Source organism: Pseudomonas sp. GW823-FHT02E01 (genome assembly GCF_058797535.1).
In genome coordinates this window covers 37,842-60,262 of record NZ_JBXAJS010000006.1, presented here as the reverse complement: position 1 = coordinate 60,262, position 22,421 = coordinate 37,842, and the positions used below count along the sequence as shown (strand labels likewise).

17 protein-coding genes are annotated in these 22,421 nt (G+C 61.5%); 2 read left to right on the top strand and 15 right to left on the bottom strand.

Annotated elements, in window-relative coordinates; translation table 11 throughout:
• Positions 1 to 42: 42 nt before the first annotated feature.
• The 8 genes from AC1RDQ_RS15885 to AC1RDQ_RS15850 form a co-directional block, all read right to left on the bottom strand.
• A complete protein-coding gene (locus AC1RDQ_RS15885; protein WP_223501153.1) occupies positions 43 to 384 on the bottom strand; it encodes a potassium channel family protein in 342 nt (113 codons plus the stop codon).
• A gap of 293 nt (positions 385 to 677) precedes the next feature.
• Positions 678 to 2,321, bottom strand: coding sequence for a fatty acid--CoA ligase (locus AC1RDQ_RS15880; RefSeq protein ID WP_492587691.1), 1,644 nt, complete (start codon positions 2,319 to 2,321; stop codon positions 678 to 680).
• A 24-nt stretch (positions 2,322 to 2,345) separates the two neighbouring features.
• Positions 2,346 to 4,124 (bottom strand): acyl-CoA dehydrogenase C-terminal domain-containing protein, encoded by a 1,779-nt coding sequence (locus AC1RDQ_RS15875; RefSeq protein ID WP_492587690.1) that lies wholly within the window; start codon positions 4,122 to 4,124, stop codon positions 2,346 to 2,348.
• Between the two features lie 6 nt (positions 4,125 to 4,130).
• Positions 4,131 to 6,650: an efflux RND transporter permease subunit gene (locus AC1RDQ_RS15870; protein ID WP_492587689.1), complete on the bottom strand. Its 2,520-nt coding sequence runs from the start codon at positions 6,648 to 6,650 to the stop codon at positions 4,131 to 4,133.
• 16 nt (positions 6,651 to 6,666) lie between these two features.
• Positions 6,667 to 7,758: a WD40/YVTN/BNR-like repeat-containing protein gene (locus AC1RDQ_RS15865; protein WP_407514288.1), complete on the bottom strand. Its 1,092-nt coding sequence runs from the start codon at positions 7,756 to 7,758 to the stop codon at positions 6,667 to 6,669.
• A 224-nt stretch (positions 7,759 to 7,982) separates the two neighbouring features.
• Positions 7,983 to 9,341: a DUF1329 domain-containing protein gene (locus tag AC1RDQ_RS15860; protein ID WP_057716322.1), complete on the bottom strand. Its 1,359-nt coding sequence runs from the start codon at positions 9,339 to 9,341 to the stop codon at positions 7,983 to 7,985.
• Positions 9,342 to 9,382: 41 nt separating this feature from the next.
• On the bottom strand, positions 9,383 to 11,386 hold the full coding sequence (locus AC1RDQ_RS15855; RefSeq protein ID WP_223501167.1) for a DUF1302 domain-containing protein: 2,004 nt from the start codon (positions 11,384 to 11,386) through the stop codon (positions 9,383 to 9,385).
• A 124-nt stretch (positions 11,387 to 11,510) separates the two neighbouring features.
• Positions 11,511 to 12,077 (bottom strand): RBBP9/YdeN family alpha/beta hydrolase, encoded by a 567-nt coding sequence (locus AC1RDQ_RS15850; protein WP_057716669.1) that lies wholly within the window; start codon positions 12,075 to 12,077, stop codon positions 11,511 to 11,513.
• Between the two features lie 356 nt (positions 12,078 to 12,433).
• On the opposite strand from AC1RDQ_RS15850, the gene AC1RDQ_RS15845 reads away from it, so the two are divergent.
• Positions 12,434 to 13,450: an AraC family transcriptional regulator gene (locus AC1RDQ_RS15845; RefSeq protein WP_150815013.1), complete on the top strand. Its 1,017-nt coding sequence runs from the start codon at positions 12,434 to 12,436 to the stop codon at positions 13,448 to 13,450.
• 306 nt (positions 13,451 to 13,756) lie between these two features.
• On the opposite strand, the gene AC1RDQ_RS15840 is transcribed toward AC1RDQ_RS15845, so the two are convergent.
• From AC1RDQ_RS15840 to AC1RDQ_RS15810, 7 genes are all read right to left on the bottom strand, one after another.
• Positions 13,757 to 14,767, bottom strand: coding sequence for a YeiH family protein (locus tag AC1RDQ_RS15840; protein ID WP_349733625.1), 1,011 nt, complete (start codon positions 14,765 to 14,767; stop codon positions 13,757 to 13,759).
• Positions 14,764 to 15,090, bottom strand: coding sequence for a Rieske (2Fe-2S) protein (locus tag AC1RDQ_RS15835; RefSeq protein WP_057716326.1), 327 nt, complete (start codon positions 15,088 to 15,090; stop codon positions 14,764 to 14,766). Before AC1RDQ_RS15835 ends, AC1RDQ_RS15840 begins: the two co-directional genes overlap by 4 nt.
• Entirely contained in the window at positions 15,087 to 15,749 is a 663-nt protein-coding gene (locus AC1RDQ_RS15830; protein WP_154947348.1) for a DsbA family oxidoreductase, read from the bottom strand. Before AC1RDQ_RS15830 ends, AC1RDQ_RS15835 begins: the two co-directional genes overlap by 4 nt.
• Positions 15,746 to 17,077, bottom strand: coding sequence for an MFS transporter (locus tag AC1RDQ_RS15825; RefSeq protein ID WP_090453203.1), 1,332 nt, complete (start codon positions 17,075 to 17,077; stop codon positions 15,746 to 15,748). Before AC1RDQ_RS15825 ends, AC1RDQ_RS15830 begins: the two co-directional genes overlap by 4 nt.
• A 92-nt stretch (positions 17,078 to 17,169) precedes the next feature.
• Entirely contained in the window at positions 17,170 to 18,222 is a 1,053-nt protein-coding gene (locus AC1RDQ_RS15820; RefSeq protein ID WP_057716329.1) for a beta-keto acid cleavage family enzyme, read from the bottom strand.
• A gap of 115 nt (positions 18,223 to 18,337) precedes the next feature.
• Complete coding sequence (locus AC1RDQ_RS15815; RefSeq protein WP_057716330.1) at positions 18,338 to 19,186, bottom strand: TauD/TfdA dioxygenase family protein; 849 nt, start codon at positions 19,184 to 19,186, stop codon at positions 18,338 to 18,340.
• 13 nt (positions 19,187 to 19,199) lie between these two features.
• On the bottom strand, positions 19,200 to 20,180 hold the full coding sequence (locus AC1RDQ_RS15810) for a quinone oxidoreductase family protein (RefSeq protein WP_008050013.1): 981 nt from the start codon (positions 20,178 to 20,180) through the stop codon (positions 19,200 to 19,202).
• A 205-nt stretch (positions 20,181 to 20,385) separates the two neighbouring features.
• Between AC1RDQ_RS15810 and AC1RDQ_RS15805 the strand changes: the two genes are divergently transcribed.
• A complete protein-coding gene (locus AC1RDQ_RS15805; RefSeq protein WP_492587688.1) occupies positions 20,386 to 22,308 on the top strand; it encodes an alkaline phosphatase D family protein in 1,923 nt (640 codons plus the stop codon).
• The last annotated feature ends 113 nt before the right edge of the window (positions 22,309 to 22,421 follow it).

Below are 22,421 nucleotides of genomic sequence, written 5' to 3'. Positions count from 1 at the left end.
TTTGCGCGTTATCGTTGACGACCATCGCGAGCAAGCTCGCTCCTACGCGTCTTTGCGTGATGCCGTCACCGTCACTTCAATGGCCCGGACACTGATCGCCGCGAATGTCGCGGTCATCAGCACGCCGTTGAAACCCAGCAGGATCGCCAGCACTCGCGACACACCCAGTTTGGGCACCAGCTCTCCATAGCCGATGGTCAGGCCGGTCACGAAGGCGAAGTAGATACCGTCTAACGGGCCCCAGCCTTCCAGGTGGGCGATGATGAGGCCGAACGCAATGATCACCAAAAGCAGTATCGAGAAGATCGGCCAGACCACTTTTAAATAGAACCAGACGGCTTTGTAGAACTCGTGGCGAACGTTTGATGCACGGGCGAGGTTCATGGCATGGGCTTCCTGGGGGTTGACTGGCCGGCAGTTGAATGCCCGGCGCTAATACCCCGTTCAGCTTGGCACAGGCGCTGAAAACTGCGACTAACGGGGCGTTATCTCTGACGAGGACTATGACAAAGATGACACCAACCGGGCTATCCAGAAACCGCCTGCTGCTGGACTCGTTGTAGGAGCGAGCTTGCTCGCGATGGTCGTGAACGATAACGCGTGTTTACAGGATAAACGCGACGCCCTTGAGTCCATCGCGAGCAAGCTCGCTCCTACAGTGTTCGGGTCAGTTCGTGTCAGTTCGCTTCAGTTTCCCGGATCAGCTTCTTGTTGATCTTGCCGACGCTGGTCTTGGGGATTTCGGCGACGAACTTGAACTTCTTGGGAATCGCCCATTTGTTGATGCGGCCGCCATCGACAAAGGCTTGCAGGTGCGTCTCCAGAATCTTGCGGTCGAGGTATTGCCCGGGCTCGCAAACGACCATGGCCATCGGGCGTTCACCCCATTGTTCGTCGGCAATGCCCACCACGGCGACGGACATCACGCCCGGGTGTTCGCTGATCAGGCTTTCCAGTTCCAGGGAGCTGATCCACTCACCGCCGGTCTTGATCACGTCCTTGATGCGGTCCTTGATTTCCACGCCGCCCAGCTTGTCGATCGAGGCCATGTCGCCGGTGTGCAACCAGCCGTTGCGCCACAACTCCGCGCCTTTGTCCGGGGCTTTCAGATAGCCCTGGGTCAGCCACGGCGCGCGCACCACGATCTCGCCCAGGGACTCGCCGTCATGGGGCACATCTTTGCCGTCGGCGTCGATGATCTTCAGGTCGACCAATGGCACCGGGGTGCCGGTCTTGATGCGGATCGGCAGTTGCGCTTCGGCGGACAGCTGCAGGTCTTCATCGCGCAGGTACGTCAGGCACAGCAACGGGCAGGTCTCGGACATGCCGTAGCCTGCGTGCACCACCATGCCTTTGGCATTGGCTTCGCTGGCCACGCCGAGGGTCAGCGCGCTGCCGCCCAGGAGCATTTTCCAGCCATCGAAACGGGTTGCCTTGCCTTCCTCGCAGTTGAGGATCATCTGCAGGATGGTCGGCACGCAGTGGGAGAAGGTCACCTTCTCTTCACGGTACAGCTTGACCAGGCTGTTGGGTTCGTAGCGGCCCGGGTAGACCTGCTTGATGCCCATCAGAGTCGCGACATACGGCACGCCCCAGGCATGCACATGGAACATCGGCGTGATCGGCATGTACACGTCGTCGGAGCGCAGCAGCGGCTGGCCCTGATAGACGCCCAGGGTGCCGACGGCATTCAGGGTGTGCAGCACCAACTGGCGGTGGCTGAAGTACACGCCTTTCGGGTCGCCGGTGGTGCCGGTGGTGTAGAACAGTGTGGCGACCGAGTTCTCGTCGAAATCGGGGAAGTCGTACTGGTCCGAGGCCAGGGACAGCAGGTGCTCGTACTCGCCCAGCACCGGCAGCGAGGTCGTGGTCGCCTCGTCATCGGTGAGCTGCAGGTAGCCTTTTACGGTTTCCAGCCGACCGTGGATCTGCTCGACCAGGGGCAGGAAATCATCATGCACCAGCACCAGGTCATCCTCGGCGTGGTTCATGGTGAACAGCACCTGCTCCGGCGACAGGCGAATGTTCACCGTGTGCAGCACCGCGCCGATCATCGGCACGGCGAAGAAGCATTCCAGGTAGCGGTGGCTGTCCCAATCGAGCAGGGCCACGGTGTCACCGGCCTTGACCCCGGCTGCGGTCAGCGCATTGGCCAGGCGGCGAATACGCTTGTTGAGGGTCTGGTAGCTGTAGCGCAGCTTGTCGGCGTAGACGATTTCCCGGCCCGGCTCGTAGCGCACGCCGGACAGCAGCAATTGCTTGATCAGCAAGGGGTAGGCATAGGCGCCGTCGGCGGGCGGAATTATTTTTGTCGCCATCATGTTTAAGGTTCCTTGTCCTTTCGATCAGAACTGATCGGCTTGCAGCTCGTAGAGGCAGTCGCTGCCGGCCTTGGCCGATGCGCTCAACGAGTGGATACGCGGCAGTAACCGGGCGAAGTAGAAACGCGCGGTGGCCAGTTTGCTGGTGTAGAAATCGTCCTCGCCATCGCCGCTCATGACGGCCTTGGCCATGCGCGCCCACATGTAGGCGTAAGCGGTGTAGCCGAACACATGCAGGTACTCGACCGAGGCCGCGCCGATTTCGTTCGGGTTGTTTTGTGCCCGGTCCAGCAGCCACGCGGTCAGGTCGTCGAGAGTGTCGACGGCGGCGTTCAGCGGTTGGATGAACTCGGCAAGGTCAGCGCCAACGTTGGCGGTGAAGTTGCGGATTTCCGAAGCGAACAAGCGGTAGAGCGCCCCGCCGCTGCCAACGATCTTGCGCCCGGCCAGGTCCAGGGACTGGATGCCGTTGGTGCCTTCGTAGATCTGGGTGATGCGCACATCACGCACCAGTTGCTCCTGACCCCACTCACGGATGTAGCCGTGGCCGCCGAAGATCTGCTGGCCATGGAGGGTGGTTTCCAGGCCCATGTCGGTGAGGAAGGCCTTGGCCACCGGGGTCAGCAGCGATACCAGATCCTGCGCGCGCTGGCGTGTCGGTGCGTCTTCGCTGTACTTGGCGATGTCCAGTTGCAGGGCCACGTAGCTGGAGAACGCACGGCCGCCTTCGTTCAAGGCTTTCATGGTCAACAGCATGCGTCGCACGTCCGGGTGCACGATGATCGGGTCGGCGGCCTTGTCCTTGAATTGCGCACCGGTTGGCGCACGGCTTTGCAGACGGTCACGGGCGTATTCGACAGCGTTCTGGTACGAGCGCTCGCCTTGGGCCAAGCCCTGGATGCCAACGCCCAGACGCTCGTAGTTCATCATGGTGAACATCGCCGCCAGGCCTTTGTTCGGTGCGTCGACGATCCAGCCGGTGGCGCCGTCGAAGTTCATCACGCAGGTGGCGGACGCCTTGATGCCCATCTTGTGTTCGATGGAGCCGCAGGACAGCGCGTTGTTTTCACCCAGCGAACCGTCGGCGTTGACCAGCACTTTCGGCACCAGGAACAGCGAGATACCTTTCGGGCCGGCCGGTGCATCGGGCAGCCGCGCCAGTACCAGATGGATAATGTTTTCCGTCAGGTCGTGCTCTCCACCGGTGATGAAAATCTTGCTGCCGCTGACCTTGTAGCTGCCATCGGCCTGGGGTTCGGCCTTGGTGCGGATCAGGCCCAGGTCGGTGCCGGAATGGGCTTCGGTCAGGCACATCGAACCGGTCCAGATGCCGGCGTACATGTTCGGCAAGTAAGCCGCTTTCAGTTCTTCGCTGGCGTGGGCCTTGATCGACAGGCAGGCACCGGCGGTCAGCATCGGGTACAGGCCGAACGACAGGCTGGCCGAGTTGACCATCTCTTCGACCTGGGCCGAAATCGCCTTGGGCATGCCCATGCCGCCGTACTGCGGATCACCGCCGACACCCACCCAACCGCCTTCGGCGAAGGCTTGATAGGCCTGGGCAAAACCGTCCGGGGCGGTGACCGCGCCGTCGTTCCAGGTGCAACCCTGTTCGTCGCTGGCGCGGTTCAGTGGCGCGATCACTTCGCCGCTGATCTTGCCGGCCTCTTCGAGGATGGCGGCGGCGGTCTCTTCATCGATCACGTCGGCCAGGCCAGGCAATTGTGCCCAGAGCCGGGACACCTGGAAAACCTCGTTGAGTACGAAGCGCATGTCGCGCAGGGGAGCTTTGTAATCAGACATCTTGGCTTACTCGGAAGTGGTCACGGCATGGGGCATGCCGGGACGTTCAGTGGATTCGGTGTTTTCGGTTGCCGCGACAGAACCGGGCTTGGGTGCCCGTTCGCGCAGCAGGAAGTACGACAGAGCGGGAATCAGGATCAGCGCGCCGAGCATGTTCCACAGGAACATGAAGGTCAGCAGGATGCCCATGTCGGCCTGGAACTTGATCGGCGACCAGACCCAGCACACCACACCGGCGGCGAGGGTGATGCCCACCAGCCCGACCACGCGGCCGGTGAAGGACACGGCGTTGCGATACGCCTGGGACAGCGGCAAGCCCTGGCGCTGGAAGTGCAATTGCACACTGAGCAGGTACAAGGCGTAGTCGACGCCGATGCCCACCCCGAGGGCGATCACCGGCAAGGTTGCGACTTTTACGCCGATACCCATGGCCACCATCAAGGCTTCGCAAAGGATCGAGGTCAGCACCAGCGGCAACAGGGCCACCAGTGTGGCCCGCCAACTGCGGAAGGTGATCAGGCAGAACAGCGTCACCGCGGCATACACGTACAGCAGCATGGTGCGGTTGGCTTCGCGCACCACGATGTTGGTCGCCGCCTCAATCCCGGCAGTGCCGGCGGCGAGCAGAAACTGGCGATCCTCGCTGCTGTTTTCTCTGGCGAACTTGTCGGCAATCGCCACCACGGCATCGAGGGTTTCAGCCTTGTGATCCTTGAGGAAGGTGATCACCGGCATCAGCGAGCAGTCGGTGTTGAACAGCTCCGGCGAGTTGACCGAGGCTTGCTGGGCGGCGTAGTTGAGCACGTCCTGGTTGCGCTGGATGCTGTTGAGCTTGGGGTTGCCCTCATAAGTACCGGCAGTGATCTGCCGTACCGCGTTGACCAAGGACGCGGTCGCCTGCACGCCCGGATACTGTTGCAGCTCCCAGGCCAGGCGGTCGGCGAGCACCAGAGTCTTGTAGTTCAGGCAACCTTCCGGCGCGGTCTTGATCATCACCGCGAACAGGTCGCTGGACAGCGCGTAGTGGCTGGTGATGTAGGCGTTGTCACGGTTGTAGCGCGAGTCGGCGCGCAGCTCCGGCGCCCCGCTTTCCAGGTCGCCGATCTTCAGGTGCAGGCTGACCATGAAACCGCCGATGCCCATCAACACTGCGACCAATACGGCACCGGTGGCCCACTTGCGCGTGGTGAAGCGATCGAGCAAGTCCCACAGTTTGCCGAAGCCTTTGTGGTGTTCGGCGCGGTTGTCGATTTTCAGCGCACGCTCGGCGGCTTTCGCGCCCACACCGACATAGGACAGCGCCACCGGCATCAGCAACAGCGAGGTGAAGATCAGCACCGCGACGCCGATGCTGGCGGTGATCGCCAGGTCCTGGATCACCGGAATATCGATCAGCATCAACACGGCGAAGCCCACGGCGTCGGCCAACAGCGCGGTGACACCGGCGATGAACAGACGGCGGAAGGTGTAGCGCGCAGCGATCAGTTTGTGGGTGCCGCGGGCGATGTCCTGCATGATGCCGTTCATCTTCTGCGCGGCGTGGGATACACCGATGGCGAAGATCAGGAACGGCACCAGCACCGAGTACGGATCGATGGCGTAGCCCAGCCAGGCGACGATACCCAGTTGCCAGACCACCGCGACCAGCGAGCAGCCGACCACCAGCAGGGTGCTGCGCACGCAACGGGTGTAGGCGTAGATGATGATCAGCGACGTGACGACGGCCAGGCCGAAGAACATCATCACTTGAATGAGGCCGTCGATCAGGTCGCCCATAAGTTTGGCGAAGCCGATCACCCGCACCTTGTAATGACCGGTGCCTTCGACCCCGGATTTACGCGCAGCGCTGTCACCGGCGTATTCGATCTTGTCGCGCAACTGCTCTTCGAGCATCTGCGAGAAGGCGTGGTAGTTGATGCGTTGACCGCCGGCGGCGGCTTTGTCCATCAGCGGCACGATCAGCATGGTCGACTTGAAATCACTGGCTACCAGGCTGCCCACCACACCGGCGCGGGAAATGTTCTGGCGCAACTGTTCGATCTGTTCAGGCTGCCCCGAATAGGTGTCGGGCATCACCGGGCCACCCTGGAAACCGTCCTCGGTGACTTCGGTCCAGCGCACGGCCGGGCTCCACAGCGACTTCATCCACGCGCGGTCGACGCCTTCGGTGAGGAACAGCTGATCGTTGACCTGCTTGAGCACGTCGAGGTATTCGGGGTCGAAAATATCGCCCTGGGTGTTCTCGACCACCACGCGCACCGAGTTGCCCAGACCGCGCAGCGACTGGCGGTTTTCCAGGAAGTTCTGGATGTAGGGCTGGCTCTGGGGAATCATTTTTTCGAAGCTTGGGCGCAACTCCAGGCGAGTCACCGCCATGAAGCCCAGCACCACGGTGGCGAGCGCCATCAGCAGCATGAACAGCGGGCGGTAGTTGAACACCAGCCGTTCGAGGAGGTTGCCGGAGCGGTGGTCGAAATCCCGCAGTTCGCGGATCACCGGCATGGCGTCTTGTTTGATATTGCCCATGTCTGGGTTCTCGCTCTTAGGGTTCGAGGGCTGGATCGGCGGACAGCGTCCGGGCACCACGGCTGCCTGCCAGCACCAAGGCGCCATCGGCGGACTGGGTGGCGCCGGCGACCGGGGTCGGTGCCGGTTGCTGCTTCAGATGCAACTGGGCGCCCGTCCCTTGGCTGACCAGCATCTGCCCGCCCTGGGTGAACAAGCGATAATTGCCACGGGCATCGATCAGGCCCGCGGTGATGCTGACGTGCAGGCCGGTGTCCAGTGCGGTCCAGCTCTGGCCGCCATCGGTGCTGCGCAGCACGTTGCCGCGCAGGCCATAGATCAGCACTTCGCCAGGCTTGCCGAGCACGCCGAAGAAGCTGCCTTGATAAGGCGTCGGTACCGCGTTGAAGCGTTGGGCGCTGTCGTCCCATTTGAGCAGCAGGCCTTGCTCGCCCGCGATGTACACACTGTCGCCGGTAGAGGCGATGGCGTTGAGATGGAAACCCTGGGGGTTGTCGGTGCGGTCCTGGAATGGCGTCCAGGTCAGGCCACCGTCGTCGGTACGCAGGATCAGGTTGAATACCCCGACCACATAGCCGGTTTTGTCGTTGGCGAACCAGACGCCGAGCAGCGGTTTGTCCGCGCCCTGATCGGCTAGTCGTTGGCCTTCCATGGCCAACTGGGGCCATTGCTCATTGCCCGGTTCGGCGCTGGCCAGCGCCGTGTAATGCTTGACCAGCAAGGCGCCGATCTGACGACCGTCGAGCTGCTTTTGCCAAGTCGCGCCGGCGTCGCTGCTGTGCAGCACCACGCCGTCATTACCCACCGCCCAGCCTTGGGTGGTGGTCGGAAAATTCACCGCAGTGAGGTCGGCACTGGCCGGTACGGCGGCCTGTTGCCAGTGGTTTCCCGAATCATCGGAAAACAGAATATGGCCACGCTGGCCGACGGCAATCACGCGCCCGCCGGCGCGGGTCATGCCGGACAACGGGCTGTTGATCGCCAAGGCACTGACCCTGGCGGGCAGGTCCAGTACATCGACGTAATCGGCCGCCTGGGCGATGCCCTGCGACAGGCCGAGCACAACGCCAAACGCCAGCTGCAAAATATTGTTTTTATACGAACACATGCTGCGTCCTCTTCGGAAAACCGCGCCGGGACACACATCCGTGTGCCTGACGTTCAAACCTTGCGCCGTGCAGGTCATGCCGTTTGTAGGAGCGAGCTTGCTCGCGATGGGCGTTAACGATGACGCGTGCTGTCTGGACACCCGCGTCGCCCACTCGTCCATCGCGAGCAAGCTCGCTCCTACAACAACGCACCCGACCGTGCGGGTGCGTTGTTGCGGTTGGCTTAGCGAATACCGGCGCCGGCCAGGGATTCCGAAGACCACTGGGCCTTGGAGAGCGGCTCGATGTACTTGATGCCGCCGTAAGGGCCGACTACGCCGTTGATGTTGTAGGAACCACCGACCAGGTCGTAGATCATGAACGGCGTGGAGTCCGGAACCTGCTTGTCATAGCTCTGGCTCAGGAAGGCGAAGGAACCGCGATAGAGCTGACCACGGGCGTCATATTGATCCGAGGCCAAAGCGGTCCAGCTGTCTTCGTCGAGGTAGAAGCGGCGCTTCTGGTAGATGTGACGGGCACCGGCCTTGAGGTTGCCTTCGACGACCCATACACGGTGTTTTTCCCAGCGTACGAAGTCAGGTGACAGGTGATTGGCGGTGGTCAGCGACTTCGGATCCTGCACGTAGGTCAGCTTGTAGGTGTTGTAGGGCACGATCATTTCCTGCTTGCCCACCAGCTTCCAGTCGTAGCGATCCAGCGCACCGTTGAAGACGAACACGTCATCGTAGGTGCCCGCACCGGCGGTACCCGGGTTTGGCGTGTCGTAAGCCAGGCTCGGAGCCAGTTTCACTCGACGCTGCCCCGGCAAGTACTGCCAGGCGCGACGCGGTTGCTGCAACGGGTTGGCGGCATCCTTGAGCATGATCGCCTCACCGGCGCGGCGCGCAGGGCCGGTGTATGCCAGCTTCATCTGGTAGTACACGTCGGCGCTGCTGATCGGCTGCGAGAGGTTTTCATAGATCGGGTAGGAGATGTTCGCTTGCCCGGTGGTCGCCAGGCTTGGAACGCCCGCTGAGTCAACGTTCCAGGAGTCGTACTTGGAGCTGATGCTGACGCCTTGGTAGCGCAACAGGAAGTTCCACATCGCTTCGTTGCCCGACTGCGGAATCGGGAATGGAATGCCCGGCAGCACGTTGTCGATGGCCAGGCCACCTTCCAGGGACTTGGCGCCGCTGGCGTTCTTCACGCCGTTATCCAGAATCGCTTGAGGCAGCGAAACGGTGCGGTGCGTCGGGAACACGTCGACACGGAACGTCGGGAAACGCTTGGCCAGTTCTACCGTGGTCGCCGTGAGCATGCCTTTGTACTGATCGACGTTCTTGCCGTCGATCACCAGTACCGGTTTTTCACTGGCAAACGGGTCCGGGCGCATGCTGTCGCCGGCCTTGAAGCTGGCCGGCGGGGTGGTCAGACCACCGTTGTAGGCAGGAATGGAACCATCAGCGTTCCCGGCTTTTTCAGCCCCTACCTGTGTCAGGCTGGTGCCCAGCTTGGCAGCTTCCTGGGTTGAAACAGCAGCCTGTGCCTGAGCGGCGAAGACCATGGCCAGCGAAGCGGCCAACACGGTTTTTACAAATTTCATCTTGTTATTCTCCTGCTTGCATTGAGCAAATCAGTGGTGAATCAGAATGTTGTTTTCATCGTCAGGTACACGGCGCCACGGTCCTCAGTCGTGGCACCACCTCCGGAGAAGGACGAGTAGCCACCGGCGTAACAGGCGTAGTTTTCGTTGCCGCTAAAGGCGTTCGGGGTGGAGCCGTCACCGCCCTTGGAGCCGGTGCTCACACCGCTGACGTTGCACTTGTCGGTTTCGCCAAAGGAGTCCACGTACTTCAGGTCGACAAAGTATTTGTTGTAGACAATGGCCCCCACGCCCACGGCATAGTTGCCGGTGTCCTTGGCACCGCCACCGGAGACCGGCGACACACCATCGAGACCGACGTTGACGGACATCGGCGCGTTGAGATCGACACCCGGGAAGACCTGGTACCAGGTCGGTGTGAAGTTGACCGCCAGACCCCAGTTGTCACGGGTCGGCGCGTCGATGCCGCGATAGCTGTCCTTACCCTTGTAGAGCGCTTCGTTCTTGCTATCGAGCTTGAGCAGGTTGCTGTAGTACAGCTCGGCAAGCACAGTCGCCTGATCGAACACCGGGGTTTTCGGCAGGGTCATCAGACCGTTGAGCGTCCAGTGCAGGGTGTCGCCTGTGGCGCTCATGCTGTCGCCACGGCTCGGGGTGTCATAGACCACACCGGTGGCGTCCGTACGTGCAGGCAGCAGGCCAAGCCCTTGCCCCAGGCCCAGCGGGCTGCGGGTACTGACGATCGCCGGGATACTGGCCAGTGGCATGTTGTGACGAACGTTCAGGTCCGAACCCACGCTCACGCCACCCACGTCCTTGGACAAGCTCAAGCCAAGGATCTTGATGTTGTCGGCATAGGCCAGTTGATAGGTGGCGGTGTCCAGCGAATTGAGGGTGTTGATCACCGCTGGCACCTGCCCCGCCGGACGGGTGCCGTTCGGGTTGGCCGAGGTAATGCCTCTGGCGTCCAGATAGGCTTGTGGCAGGATTTCCGAGGTTTCGCGGTAGTAAACGCCAAGGGTGCCATCCAGCCAGGCCGGCGACCATTTGGCCATGACGCCCCAGTCACCGCTGTCATGCGGAGTCAGGTCCTTGCCACGACGCACATTGGTCAAGGCGTTGCACGGCGCCAGGCCACAACCTAGCGGGCTGCCCGGTACCACGGCGTTGGTGTTGCCCAACAGGAACGATTGCGCGCCGAAGCCGACCAGGTCGGAACCACCGTAATAGGTGCCCGCTTCCGGCAGACGCGCGGCATCCCAATTCAGGAAATACTGGGCACCCACGGTCAGCTCGGGATTGACGGTGAACGACATCGACACCTGGTTACGCGGAACGAACAGTTCCTTGGCCTCGGTACCCGGCGACGCGGCAAGCTTGGCCAGGTCGAGGCCGGACTGGCCATAGCTGACCGAGTGCACCGGGTTGAGAATGGTCTCGCCCCAGAACACGTTGTGCTGACCGGCCTTGGCGCTGAACATCGACTCCTCGCCCACTTCGGTGCTGTAGAACACGAAGGCATCGAGGATTTCGCCCGAAGGACCGCTGTAGTAGCGCTGGGCATAATTGCTCAGGTGCGAGCTGCCGTTGCCGACGTTGTCACGGGTGACCCCTGCCAGGCGCGGGTCATTGGCGATCAGGCCCGAGGTCGATCCATTGCCGTTGACGAACGGGTTGGAGTTGGAGCCGGTATTGTCATAGGCCTTGTCGTACCAGCTGGCGGCGCTGACGCGAAAGCCCATGGCGTTCTTGTAGACCACGTCCATTTCGGTCAACAGATCGATACGGTTGGTGATGTTGGTCCCGGCCTTGCGGAAGTTGTAGTCGCCGTCGTTATTGTTCGGCGTTCCCAACATGCGTTTGTCGGCGCTTTCGGTGCGCACGCCATAGTTGTACTTGATGGTGTTATCCACGCGGACGTTCCAGTCCGGATTCCCCGTCTCGATCTCGACCGCATGGGCCGCAGGTACCGTTGCCGCAAGAATGGCTGAGGCCAGCAAGGTGTAGCGTGGAGCGGTGAAGCCGTGACTCTTATTGTTGTGCATTGCGTTGTCTCCGCTTTTTTGTCTTTGTTTTAAGCGCAGCCGCCCTCGCGCAAACATTGATGGGTTTGCGTTTAAGGAATGAGGGCAAATGCCGGTTGGCGTACTGCCAGTCCAGCTCCTTGTACTAGCGATCGAGCTCCAGGATGAGTGCTTCAGCTTGCTGCCAGTGGCCAAATCCTGCGGCCGGATTGAGGTGGCCGACATCGCCCAGATTGAGCAATTCGGCGCCCCAGCCTTCTGCCATGCGGGTGACCGCAGGAAGGCTGGCCAAGTGATCGTTGGTGCTGCCGGCCACGATGCTGCGAAATGGCAGCGGGCCTTGTGGCAGAGGATTCCAGCCCTGGCTACGCAGGGTTTCGGAAGACGGATAGTTTGACGGCCAGACCGCATCGAGGTCCGGTGGCGCGGCCAGCAAAGCGCCCTTGATCGGACGGCTGTAGTGCGCAGCCCAGTGCGCGACCATCAGCACACCGGCGCTGTGGGCCACCAGAATCACGGGGCCGTCGATTTGTTCGAGTTCGTGTTGAATCGCCCGCACACGGGCCATGCAATCGAGTTTGTCGGTCTCCAGCGGCGCAACACTACGCACGTTGCTCAGCCTGGCGGCAAGCAATGTTTGCCAATGTTCGGCCACGTGCTCGCGCAGACCCGGAACGATCAGAATGGTGGCGGCAGTTTGCAGTTTATCCACGGTCAACACCTTCGCTTTCTCGATAACTCGACTGGCTATTTTCGCCAGGGGCTTTTTGTAGTGTCGACATTAAAGAGCGCCCACCCGAAGCGCTTTACATTGGACGTCATGCACTTTTCTTTTGATGACAAATTGTCCGACAGCAGGACAGTGCGACCACTGGTCGAAAATCCCCGCAGGTTGGCGCAAGGTCACTGTAATCAACGGATGAGCGCTGATGGCTCCATGCAGCGTAGAAGATTGGTGACCGTATGGCATGAAATCCATCAACGACATGACAACTGTTCAACTGTTGATACGCTGGATATAGTCGCCACGCTCACGCCAACCGCCATCGGCACAGGGAAGACTTTCGCATGACCAAGCTTGTTCGCGCCGCTGTCTTGACCAACTACCTGGAGGTCACCCAGTACCTGGGTTTCAACCCGCGCGACGTGCTGGCCGGTGTCGGCTTGAGCAGGGCCCAACTGCAAGCCCCTGAACACCGCATCCATATCGATGCCGCCGTCCGTTTGCTGGAAGACTCGGCCGCCGCCAGCGGCTGCCAGACCTTCGGCCTGAGCATGGCCGAATCGCGCCAGCTTTCGGACTTCGGCGTGGTCAGCCTGCTGCTCAGCCACCAGCGCACACTGCGCGATGCCTTGCAGGTCGTCGTGGATTACCGGCACCTGATGAATGACTCGCTGGCCATCTTCATTGAGGAGGCCGGCAAGATGGTGATCATTCGCGAAGAGGTGGTCACCGAAACGCCGATGCCCAGCCGCCAGGCCACGGAGCTGGCCATCGGTGTAATGTTCCGGCTGTGCTCGGCCCTGCTGGGCTCACACTGGCATCCCTACAGCGTCAACTTCATGCACCAGCCACCGGACAACCTGCACCTGCATCGCCGCCTGTTCGGCTGCAACCTGGAGTTCGGCAGCGAGTTCAACGGCATTGTCTGCCCTGACATCAGCCTCGACATGACCAACCCCAACGCAGACCCGGCCATGGCCCGCTATGCCCAGGGCTACCTCGACTCGCTGCAGAACCACGAAGGCGCCTCGATGCTGTTCGAGGTGCGCAAGGCCATCTACCTGCTGTTGCCCATGGGGCGCGCCACCATTGAGCAGGTGGCCCAGAGCCAGGGCATGAACGTGCGCACCCTGCAACGCCGCCTCAAGGACGACGGCTGCGCCTTCAACGACGTGATCAACGACGTGCGCCGCGACCTGGTGCTGCGTTACCTGGACAACCCCAACTACTCCCTCAGCCGCATTGCCGACATGCTCGGCTACTCGATGGCGAGCTCGTTTACCCGCTGGTTCATCAGCCAGTTCGGCATGCCGCCGGCGACGTGGCGCGCGCAGAAACAGGCTGGGGCGAAACCGTCCTGACAGCAGGGCAAAAAAAACGGCGACTGCTGGTACAGTCGCCGAAAGCGCGAGATTGGAACTGCAATCCTTGTGGGAGCGAGCCTGCTCGCGATGGTCGTGAACGATTACGCGTAATACCAGATGCCCCGCGGTGCTCTTGGGTTTTTCGCGAGCAGGCTCGCTCCTACAGGGATCTACGCACATCCTGTAGGAGCGAGCTCGCTCGCGATGGTCGTGAACGATTACGCGTAAAACCAGATGCCCCGCGGTGCTCTTGGGTTTTTCGCGAGCAGGCTCGCTCCTACAGGTTTTGATCCTGGCCGATGTTCAGAGCCCCCAGCGCAGCAACAACAGCACCAGCACGACCAGGAACACCGTCTCCCCCACCATCAGCAGAATCGGCTTGATCCCGACCGCTGCCAGCTCGCGCAAGCGGGTCTTCATGCCCAGGGCACTGATGGAAATCACCAGGCACCAGCGCGACAGTTCGTTGACCGATCCCTGCACCGCAGGCGCTATCCATCCGGTGCTGTTGATGCAGGCCAGAATCAGAAAACCGACGGCAAACCACGGCAACAGCGGCGGGCGCTTGCCGGTCGGATCGGCGCCTTGCATGCGGGTGATCATCGCCGCAGTGACGATCACCGGCAGCAGCATCGCAACGCGCATCAGCTTGACCACCGTGGCCGTGTCGCCGGTCTCGGTCGACATGCTGTAGCCGGCGCCGACCACCTGGGCCACGTCGTGGATCGTGGCGCCGAGGAACACACCCGCCACCTGCGGTGACAACTGCAGCCAGTTGGCGATCATCGGATAGACAATCATCGCCAGAGTCGACAGCGCGGAAACCCCGATGACGGTGAACAGGGTCGCCCGCTCTTTCTGCGGATGGTTCGGCAGCGCCGCTGCCAACGCCAAGGCCGCCGAAGCCCCACAGATGGCCGTCGCGCCGCCGGTGAGCATGCCGAACAGACGCTGGAAGCCCAGGGCCTTGGCGGCGATCACAGACACGCTGATGGTCACCACCACCAGGATCACCACCAGTGCAATCGGCTTCCAGCCCAGCGCGGCCATTTGCTCCAGGGTGATGCGCATGCCCAGCAGCGCCACGCCGATGCGCAGCACGGTGCGGGCGGTGAACTCGATACCGGCCTTGCAGGGACCGTCATCGGCGAGAAAATTCAGGGCCATGCCCAACAGCAAGGCAAACAGCATGACCGGCGCACCGTAGTGCTCGGACAAGAACGACGCGGCGGCCGCGACAATCAAACTGACAATAAACCCCGGTGCCAGTTCGCGCGTGCGACTATGGATACGGGTAAGAGCAATGGCGCTCATGGCGCGGACTCCTCGGATGCGATGACGATAAACGCCTGGCCGTCGATGATCTCGACCGGGTAGTTGGTGACTTTGACCTGCCTGGAGTTGAGCAGGTAGCCGCTGTGCAAATCGAAGCGCAAACCATGAGCGAGGCATTGAATCACCCGGCCTTCAAGACGCCCTCCGCATAGGGAAGAGCCCTGGTGCGGGCAGCTGTCGTCAATGGCAAACAACTGCCCGTCGACGTTGAACAGCGCCAGGCTTTTGTCTTCGAATTCGAACAGCGCCCGGCCTCCAGCCTGCGGGTGTTTGCCGGCTGGCACGGGAATGCGTCGGGTCATGCTGGCTGCCGCTCGCGATCACTTTCCTTGAGGGCTTCGGTCATGGCCGCGAGCAGCGCCTGAGCAGGTTGTGCGCCGATCACCGTCATGCGGTTGTCGAACTTGAAGCTCGGCACGCCACTGGTCGCGTCGGGGGATCCTTCAAACGGCGTGGCATCGCCCTTCAGGCAATCGAGCACCCCGTCCGGAGCGACGCCGCAGGAGCGGGCAATGGCAAGCAAGGTCTCACGGCAACCGAGGTTTTCGCGCCTCAGGAAATAAGCGGCGAACAGTCGCTCGAGCAACATTTCACGCTGACTGGCATTGCCCAGTGCGCTGGCACGCTCGAACAAACGATGGGCGTCCGCGGTGTTGGGCATCGTCTCGATACGGCTGAGGTCGATGGCCAGTCCAACCGCCCCGGCAGCCTGCTGTACCTGATTCTGGCGCATGGTCATTGCGTCGGCATTGCCCAGGCGCTTGCGGTAGAAATCGGCGAAAGGTTCACCTTCTACCGGTATCTGGGGCAGCAACTGCACGCCATGCCACACCGTGGTGATCTGCACATCCGGGTGGCGACTGCGAAACTGCACCTGCGCATGCTCCAGTTGGCGTTTGCCGATCAGGCACCAGGGGCAGATAAAATCGAAAAACACATCAATACGTAAACGACGACTCACAACTTCACCTCTATCCCGGCTGCACTGACAGGCTCAGGCACGCTCTGACCCTCAAGCCGGGCGATATCTTTTTGGTAATGACACTTGGCATAGAAGAACACCGCTGCCGCCGCGAGGCTGACCAGTGGCACTAATTGGAAAGCGGCATGCAGGCCGATGAGGTCGGACACACGGCCAGTCAGGAACGGCCCGGGTGCCAGCCCCAGCAGGTTATTGGCCAGGGTCAGCGTGGCGAACGCCGTACCGTGGACGGAGTAATGGGTCAGGTTGGCAACCATCGCACCGGCGGGGCCGGTGGTGCCGGTGGCAATCGCCATACCCAGACAGATCAGCGCCAATTGCACAGGCCCTGCCGACAATGCGAACGCTGCCGACAGCAACAGGCAACTGCCCAGGCAAAAACCAATGGCCAGGCTGACCTTGCGCTCCGGCGAGTTCCGACACAGGCGGTCGCTGAGCATGCCGCACAGGATCATCCCCGCACCGCTGCACAACACGATGATTGCCGCCATGCCACCGGCCTTGTCGGTAGGCATGTCGTAGTAGCGGTTGAGGTAGCTGGGAATCCACACCATCACCGTACCGCCGACGAACAACTGCAAACCGCTGGCGATGTAGGTCGACACCACCGAACGGCTGGACCACAGCGTGCGCAGCGGACGCTTGACCGCGGCAGCCGTCTTGTTCGCAATCTGCGCGGCACGTCGTGGCGCTATGCGCGCTTCCTTGACGATGAGCGGATAGAGCATCGCCAGCACCAGGCCAAACAGCGACATGCCGGCGAACGACCAGCGCCAGCCCAGCTTGGCGGCAATCGCACCGCCCAAAGCCATGCCCAACACCGAACCGAACATGCCGCCAGCCATGAAGGCACTGGCCAGGGTGGCCCGCATGTGTTTGGGGAACACCGAAATCACCACCGCGATGCCCACGCTGCCGTAGGCGGCTTCGCCGACGCCGACCATGAACCGCGCAATGAACATCTGCTGGTAGTCCTGAGCCAGCGCGCAACCCAGGGTCGCTACGCTCCACAGGAAAGCCATCAGCGCCAGGCTCTTGACCCGACCGAAGCGGTCGGCCATCAACGACAGGGGAAATGTCAGCAGGCCGACCATCAGGGCAACGATGCCGCTAAGCAGACCCAGTTGTCCGTCGCTCAACGCCCACTCAGTCTTGAGCAGAGGGAATACCGCGTTCAGTACCTGACGCGACATGTAATCGGAAATCAACAGACCGAACGTCAGGGCAAAGACGATCCAGGCATATTGGCGCGCAACGCCGACTCCGCAGGAGTCGTCATCGTCAGCGGCTATTGGGTGAAAGGCCATGCAGCCTCCTCAAGAGCTTTGTTTTATTTTTCTTATCAAGCGTGTAACGGTCAGGCGGACGAGAGGTCACGGCCTCTCGCCCCGACCCTCGGTCATCCGCGTTGCGGTACACCTTTCTGCCCAGCCTTGCGGTTGGGGGCCATGCCGTTGGCCAACAGGGTTTCTTCGATGGTTTCGTACTGCACGCCGATACGGTAGATCTCGCGGGCTTCTTTGCCGGTGGCGATTTCACGGCCCAGTTCATGGGCAATGCGCACGGTTTGCTGGATCTGTGCAACCGAGCCGAAACGATCGCCCTTGTGATCAATGATAGTGTCTTCATTGCCCACGCGCGGGTGCATGCCCATGGCCATCGACATGGTGTTGAACGGCATGACGTTCTTGAGCAACGATTCGGAAGTCAGGGTGCAACCGTCCGGCGCGCGGTGGATGAAGTTGAAGAAGTTGAACGGGTTCGGGCCGTCGAAACCGCCGCCGATGCCGATCCAGGTCAGGTTCAGCGGGCCCTTGTAGATGCCCCTGCGCACCAGGCGCTCGAGGGTTTCCATGGCGTGCATGCCGGTCAACTGGAAGTGTGGCTGGATGCCGTTGTCCATCAGGCGCTTGAGGTGCTCGGCCACCCAGGCCGGACCTGCCGGCACGGTCATTTCGCTGTAGGCGGCGTGGATCAACGGGTTGTCCAGGGAAGTGCCTTTCAGGTACTCCGGATACAACAACTCCATGATGTTCATTTGCGTGGTGTTGATCGCGACCGTGACCTGATCCGGTTTCGGCGTCAGCTCGGCCAGCATGTGGCGAGTGTCGTCGGACAGCCACTTGGCCGCTTCGCCATCGCTTTCCGGAGCGAAGGAAATCGAGCCGCCAACCTGGATGATCATGTCTGGCACGGCTTCACGCACACCGGCGATCAGCTCGTTGAACTTCGACAGGCGCTTGGAGCCCTTGCCGTCCAGTTCGCGCACATGCAGGTGCAGCACGGTGGCGCCGGCTTCATAGCATTCGACCGCTTTCTGGACTTGCTCATCCATGGTCAACGGGATGTCTTCCGGGAAGTCTTCCGGCATCCACTCCGGGCCGTACGGGGCCACGGTAATGACTACCTTTTCCATGTTTTCCGGGTGCAGGGAATCGTCGAAGAATTGCATGGTTAACTCCAGTTCTTATGCCAGTTCTTATGATTGTTCCGCCCACCCGGGGTCGTGCCGGGCAGACGTGTTTACGAGTGCGAATGCTGCGAGTGCGGATGCAGGTGGCGTTCGATCAGAACGTCTTGTCGCCGATAATTCCGGCACGCTCCATCTTGCGATGGCACGGCGGGTAATCCATGACGGCGTAGTGCTGGGTACTGCGGTTGTCCCAGATGGCGATGCTGTTGGGCTTCCAGCGCCAGCGCACCTGATACTCAGGGATGTACGCCTGGCTGATCAGGTAACGCAGCAACTCGCCAGCGCCGGGGTTGGCGTCCTGGCCGAAGCGCACCCGCTCAGGGGTGTGGTAGTTGCTGAAGTGGGTGGTGAAAGCGTTGACGAACAGCACCTTCTCGCCCGTTTCCGGATGGGTGCGCACCACCGGGTGTTCGGCGTCCGGGTACATCGCCTTGAGCGCCAGGCGTTTTTCAATCGGCATGGCGGCACCGAAGCTCGCTTCGATGCTGTGGCGGGCACGCAGGTCGGCGATCTTGACCTTTACGTCTTCCGGCAAGTTCGCATAGGCCTGGACCATGTTGGCCCACATGGTGTCGCCGCCCACTGGCGGACATTCCACGCAACGCAGCACGCAGCCCATCGGCGGTGCTTCGCGCCAGGTGGCGTCGGTGTGCCAGGCGTTTTCATAGCGGTCCATCGGCTGGTCAGGATTCTTGTAGATCTGCACCAGCCCCGGATGCTCCGGATCACTGCCGGCCACCGGATGATCCTCCAGCTCGCCGAAGCGCCGGGCGAAGGCCACGTGCTCGGCGCGGGTGATGTCCTGATCACGCAGGAACACCACGCGGTGCTTGAGCAACTGGGCACGAATCTCCGCAAACAGACCATCGTCATGCACCGCGTCGGCCAGGTTGACGCCGATCAGTTCGGCGCCAATGCTGCAGGTCAATTGTTCGACTTTCATGGCTGGCCGCTCCTTAAACGACGAAAATCGATGAGCCGGTAGTCTTGCGCGATTCAAGGTCGCGATGGGCCTGCACGGCGTCCTGCAGGGCGTAGTGCTGGTTGATCTCGATCTTGATCCGGCCGCTGCCGACATGGTCGAACAACTCGCCGGCCAGGGCGGCTTTTTCCGCAGGGTCGCTGATGTAGTTGGCCAGGGCAGGACGGGTCAGGTACAGCGAACCTTTCATCGCCAGCATCACCGGGTCGAACGCCGGGATCGGGCCGGACGCGGTACCCACGCAGACCATCAGGCCACGGGGTTTCAACGAATCCAGCGACCCCATGAAGGTGTTCTTGCCAACGCTGTCGAACACTACGTTGACGCCCACGCCGTCGGTCAGTTCGCGAACGCGAGCGGCGACGTCTTCATGGCTGTAATTGATCGTATGGTCGCAACCGTGAGCCCGGGCGATTTCCGCTTTTTGCTCGGTCGAAACCGTGCCGATCACGTTCAGGCCCAGCAACTTGGCCCACTGCGAAACGATCAGACCGACACCGCCAGCGGCGGCATGCAACAGGATGCTGTCGCCCGGTTTGAAGTCGTAGATGCGGCGCATCAGGTACGAGGACGTCAGGCCACGCATGGTCATCGCGGCAGCGGTCTCGAAGCTGATGGTTTCCGGCAGCTTGATCAGCGGCGCGGCCGGGATCAGGCGCTCGGTGCTGTAGGCGCCGAGGGTGTTGAGGAAACCGGTGTAGGTGACGCGATCACCGACCTCGACGTTGGTGACCCCTTCACCAACGGCCTGGACTACGCCAGAGGCCTCGACGCCCATGCCGTTGGGCATCGGAATCGGGTAGGTACCGTTACGGAAATAGGTGTCGGCATAGTTCAGGCCAACCGCCACATGACGAAGGCGAACCTGGCCGGGACCGGGCTCGCCGACTTCGACGTCCTCATAACGTAGAACTTCGGGACCACCGGTTTCGTAGAAGCGTACGGCTTTGGCCATTTTTCTTATTCTCCAATCTGCAATATGGGCGTGTTGCATCGAATTGCGCTGATTGGACTGTAGGACGAGGCCTGTTGAGACGCTTCTCATCAGACGACAATGGCTTTTCATTTGGTGACAGGCAGAAACGGGATCGTTCTAGCCGGTCCCGTCGTCACCTGCGCTATCATCGCCCGCCTCGATTCCCCAAGAGCCTTGACCCCGGATGTCCGAAGCACTGCCACTGTCCAACGATCACCCAGCCCTGCCGCCGGTCCTGGCCGGCCCGCTGTTGCGGCGTCTTGAGCCCATGCGGCTGGTGCTGTGGCTGGTGGGTTCCCGGGCGCTGGCGCTGACCTTGCGTTTGCAGGGCGTCGGCGATATCCGACTCGATGCCGGGCAATGCACGGTGATTGCGGTGGGGGCTCATGCCTTTGTGCACTTGATCGATGTGCAACTCGATTGCGCCCTGCCCCGGGATGAGTCGATCGACTATGACCTGTTGATCGATGGCACAGAAAAAGGCATCGCCGACTGGGCACCGCACCTGCTGTATGGCGATGCCCATTGCCCGAACTTCGTCCTGCGCGCACGGGTCGATCAGTTGCTGCACGGTTCTTGCCGCAAACCTCATCACCCGGCGACAGACGGCTTGCTGTGCGTCGACCGGTTGCTGGCCCAGGAACACGAGGCAAAGGACCGCCCGGCACTGCTGATGATGACTGGCGATCAGGTCTACGCCGACGATGTCGCGGGGCCGATGTTGCGGGCGATTCACGCCTTGATCGCGCGTCTGGGGCTGTTCGGGGAGCACCTCGAAGGCGCGGTGGTCAGCGACAGCGCCAGGCTCTACGAGCATCCGGCCAGTTACTACCACCGCGCGGATCTGCTACCGGCACTGCAAAGCAATGAAACCCTGCGCGAGCGATTTTTCGGTGGCGCGCGCAAGCCGATTTTCACCAGCAGCAGCGCCGACAATCACCTGGTGACCTTCGCCGAAGTCATGGCCATGTACTTGTTGGTCTGGTCGCCAGTGCCCTGGACCCTGATCGCGCCCCAGGCACCGACGCTGACGCCGCAAAGGCTCAAGCGCTACGCCCTTGAGCAGACGCGCATCGATGCCTTCAAGGCAAGCCTTGGCAACGTCGCGCGGGCACTGGCGCATCTGCCGACGCTGATGATTTTCGACGACCACGACATCACCGATGACTGGAACCTTTCCGCGCAATGGGAAGAAACGGCCTACGGCCATCCGTTCTCCCGGCGCATCATCGGCAACGCGCTGCTGGCGTACATGTTGTGCCAGGGCTGGGGCAACAACCCGGATGCGTTCGCTACCCTGTTGGAAAAGTCCGGAGCCTTGAGCGCCAGCGCACGCGACCTTCACCTCGACAGCACGGTTCAGGATGACTTGATCAGTGATCTGCTGAAGTTTCAGCACTGGCATTACGTGCTGCCGACCACCCCGGCCATGGTGGTGATCGACACCCGCACCCGGCGCTGGCGCAGCGAGATGAACCTCAAGCAGCCTTCCGGTTTGCTCGACTGGGAAGCCCTCAGCGAACTGCAACAGGAACTGCTGGACCACCCGAGCGCAATCATCGTTTCACCGGCACCGATCTTCGGCGTCAAACTGATTGAAACCGTGCAGCGGGTATTCAGCTGGTGCGGTTATCCACTGCTGGTGGACGCGGAAAACTGGATGGCCCATCGCGGCGCGGCACAGGTGATCCTGAACATTTTCCGCCACTCGCGCACCCCGGGTAACTACGTGGTGCTGTCGGGCGATGTGCACTATTCCTTCGTCTACGAAGTGCTGATCCGCCACCGCAAGGCCGGACCGCGCATCTGGCAGATCACCAGCAGCGGCATCAAGAATGAATTCCCGCCCAGCCTGCTTGAGTGGTTCGACCGCCTCAACCGCTGGTTGTACTCGCCACGCTCACCGTTGAACTGGCTGACCAAACGTCGACGCATGCGCATCGTGCCCCACGTGCCCGAACACGCCGAAGCGGGTGAGCGGCTATGGAACTCGGCGGGGATCGGCCAGGTGTATTTCAATGACCTGGGACAGCCGCAGACCATCTATCAGCACAATTCGAACGGCTCACCGAAGACCCGGATGATTGCGCCGGCAAGCGATGATTGAGGCAGAGAAGACACCACAAAAAACTGTGGAAGCGACGGTGCCGCGATCTGACCTGCTCCGGGCGGCGTACCGACGAATGCTGTCTGTCAGACTCTACAATTGTGACTGTCATA

What these genes read in the sequence shown, in the direction of transcription:
- AC1RDQ_RS15820 (WP_057716329.1), bottom strand. Translation starts at nt 18,222, where the DNA reads ATGCAATTCTTCGACGATTCCCTGCACCCGGAAAACATGGAAAAGGTA.
- AC1RDQ_RS15880 (WP_492587691.1), bottom strand. Translation starts at nt 2,321, where the DNA reads ATGATGGCGACAAAAATAATTCCGCCCGCCGACGGCGCCTATGCCTAC.
- AC1RDQ_RS15845 (WP_150815013.1), top strand. Translation starts at nt 12,434, where the DNA reads ATGACCAAGCTTGTTCGCGCCGCTGTCTTGACCAACTACCTGGAGGTC.
- AC1RDQ_RS15805 (WP_492587688.1), top strand. Translation starts at nt 20,386, where the DNA reads ATGTCCGAAGCACTGCCACTGTCCAACGATCACCCAGCCCTGCCGCCG.
- AC1RDQ_RS15840 (WP_349733625.1), bottom strand. Translation starts at nt 14,767, where the DNA reads ATGAGCGCCATTGCTCTTACCCGTATCCATAGTCGCACGCGCGAACTG.
- AC1RDQ_RS15810 (WP_008050013.1), bottom strand. Translation starts at nt 20,180, where the DNA reads ATGGCCAAAGCCGTACGCTTCTACGAAACCGGTGGTCCCGAAGTTCTA.
- AC1RDQ_RS15865 (WP_407514288.1), bottom strand. Translation starts at nt 7,758, where the DNA reads ATGTGTTCGTATAAAAACAATATTTTGCAGCTGGCGTTTGGCGTTGTG.
- AC1RDQ_RS15870 (WP_492587689.1), bottom strand. Translation starts at nt 6,650, where the DNA reads ATGGGCAATATCAAACAAGACGCCATGCCGGTGATCCGCGAACTGCGG.
- AC1RDQ_RS15825 (WP_090453203.1), bottom strand. Translation starts at nt 17,077, where the DNA reads ATGGCCTTTCACCCAATAGCCGCTGACGATGACGACTCCTGCGGAGTC.
- AC1RDQ_RS15815 (WP_057716330.1), bottom strand. Translation starts at nt 19,186, where the DNA reads ATGAAAGTCGAACAATTGACCTGCAGCATTGGCGCCGAACTGATCGGC.
- AC1RDQ_RS15875 (WP_492587690.1), bottom strand. Translation starts at nt 4,124, where the DNA reads ATGTCTGATTACAAAGCTCCCCTGCGCGACATGCGCTTCGTACTCAAC.
- AC1RDQ_RS15835 (WP_057716326.1), bottom strand. Translation starts at nt 15,090, where the DNA reads ATGACCCGACGCATTCCCGTGCCAGCCGGCAAACACCCGCAGGCTGGA.
- AC1RDQ_RS15860 (WP_057716322.1), bottom strand. Translation starts at nt 9,341, where the DNA reads ATGAAATTTGTAAAAACCGTGTTGGCCGCTTCGCTGGCCATGGTCTTC.
- AC1RDQ_RS15885 (WP_223501153.1), bottom strand. Translation starts at nt 384, where the DNA reads ATGAACCTCGCCCGTGCATCAAACGTTCGCCACGAGTTCTACAAAGCC.
- AC1RDQ_RS15855 (WP_223501167.1), bottom strand. Translation starts at nt 11,386, where the DNA reads ATGCACAACAATAAGAGTCACGGCTTCACCGCTCCACGCTACACCTTG.